The sequence below is a fragment of the Anaerobium acetethylicum genome (genome assembly GCF_900096945.1).
Taxonomy (GTDB): Bacteria; Bacillota; Clostridia; order Lachnospirales; family Lachnospiraceae; genus Anaerobium; species Anaerobium acetethylicum.
Genome location: NZ_FMKA01000098.1, coordinates 1 through 1475, shown reverse-complemented (window position 1 = coordinate 1475; position 1475 = coordinate 1). Strand labels below are relative to the sequence as shown.

The following is a 1475-nucleotide window of genomic DNA, read 5'->3' as shown; positions in this document are numbered from 1 at the left end:
TCTAGCAGCATAAACTCTGAGCTTTGATAACTGAATAACTGCCAGGTATTGAATTTTCAAGGTGCATAGTCAAAATCTATGTGCGAAGTTTGAGTATATAATCCATGCTTTAGGGCGGTTGTCTACACGATGACCGCCTTTCTTTTACATAGGTCGCCCGCCCTCGCTGAGCGTGACAACGACCTGAGTGTTATTTACAAAAGTATATGACACCTTCGGCAGGATGACAAGCGTCGTGGATGCATGCGGTAATGTGACCTTCTTTACTTACGATCTTGCAGGTAACAAGCTTTCCCAGACCGATGGAAAAAGAAATACCACAGGTTATCAGTATAACGTGGCAGGACTTATCATTAAAGAAATCAAACCCGGAACTGCCCCTGAGTCAGCAAGAACCACTTCCTGCACCTATTATGCAGATGGTAAGCTCAGAACAAAAACAGACAGGAATGGTGCAACCGCCACATATACCTACGACATTCATGGAAGAAGGATTTCAGAAATCATAACGCCGGCAGGAAGTACAACACCGGCTGAGCAATCCCGTATCACCTATACCTACGACAAGGCAGGCAATCTTCTGACCATGGAAGATTCCACTGGCGTGACCATACGTACCTATGACGAATTAGGCAGGGTACTCACAAAGACAGTGCCGAATATAGGAACCATACTTTTCGATTATGACATTAAAGATTCCATAATGGGTAAAGTCATCGAAAAGTCTTTAGACCCTAAGGGAAATGTAACAGTTAAGACATTTGACAGTTCCGGGCGACTTGAAAAAGTGGTTTCAGGCAATGATGTTACAATATATTCCTATTATCTGGATGGAAGCAAAAAAAGCATAACTTATTATAAGCTTTTACGTGAACCGAGCAGCAAAGGATATTCACAGGAATACAGCTATAACAAAGATGGAACGATCAGCTACCTTACAAACAGAAAACCTGATGGGACACAAATGGATGTTACCTATTATGATTATGAAAAAGGGAATATGAAGACCAGGAGGGGAACTCAAAAACGGAGCATACAGCTACACGGAGTACACCTATGATGCCTTGAACAGACTGACGCAGGTAACAGAACCGGATGGAAAATCGACATATTATGAGTATGATGCAGCTGGCAACCGTACGAAAGAAAATGTAATGATTATTTATGGTGGCATGGATAGCTTTTATTCCAAGGAAACGAATTATTGCTACAACAGCCAGAACTGGTTGACAAATACCACAACATGGGAATATGATTACATAAATTATACAAACAAGTCAAAGTATGTATATTATTCATATGACAATAACGGAAATCAGCTCAGTACATTTGTTGAGGAATATAGCGGCGATGGAAGTTCAAATCTCTATGATTCCATGTATCCTAAATACCCAAGAAATTATAACGTGTTCGGCGGTGTAACACCCATTGCCTTATATAATTCTGACTGTTTCTTTGTAACCTCACCAACTCGC

General features: G+C 40.9%; 2 protein-coding genes. Both read left to right on the top strand.

Going from position 1 to position 1475, the window contains the following annotated elements; genetic code table 11:
* Nucleotides 1-187 precede the first annotated feature (187 nt).
* The gene (locus BJR36_RS19945) at nucleotides 188-1060 is read left to right on the top strand and encodes an RHS repeat protein (RefSeq protein WP_091237178.1); all 873 of its coding nucleotides are present in this window, start codon (nucleotides 188-190) and stop codon (nucleotides 1058-1060) included.
* A gap of 4 nt (nucleotides 1061-1064) precedes the next feature.
* Nucleotides 1065-1475 (top strand): RHS repeat domain-containing protein (locus BJR36_RS19940; RefSeq protein WP_139133601.1); only part of this gene is annotated, 411 nt, incomplete at its 3' end.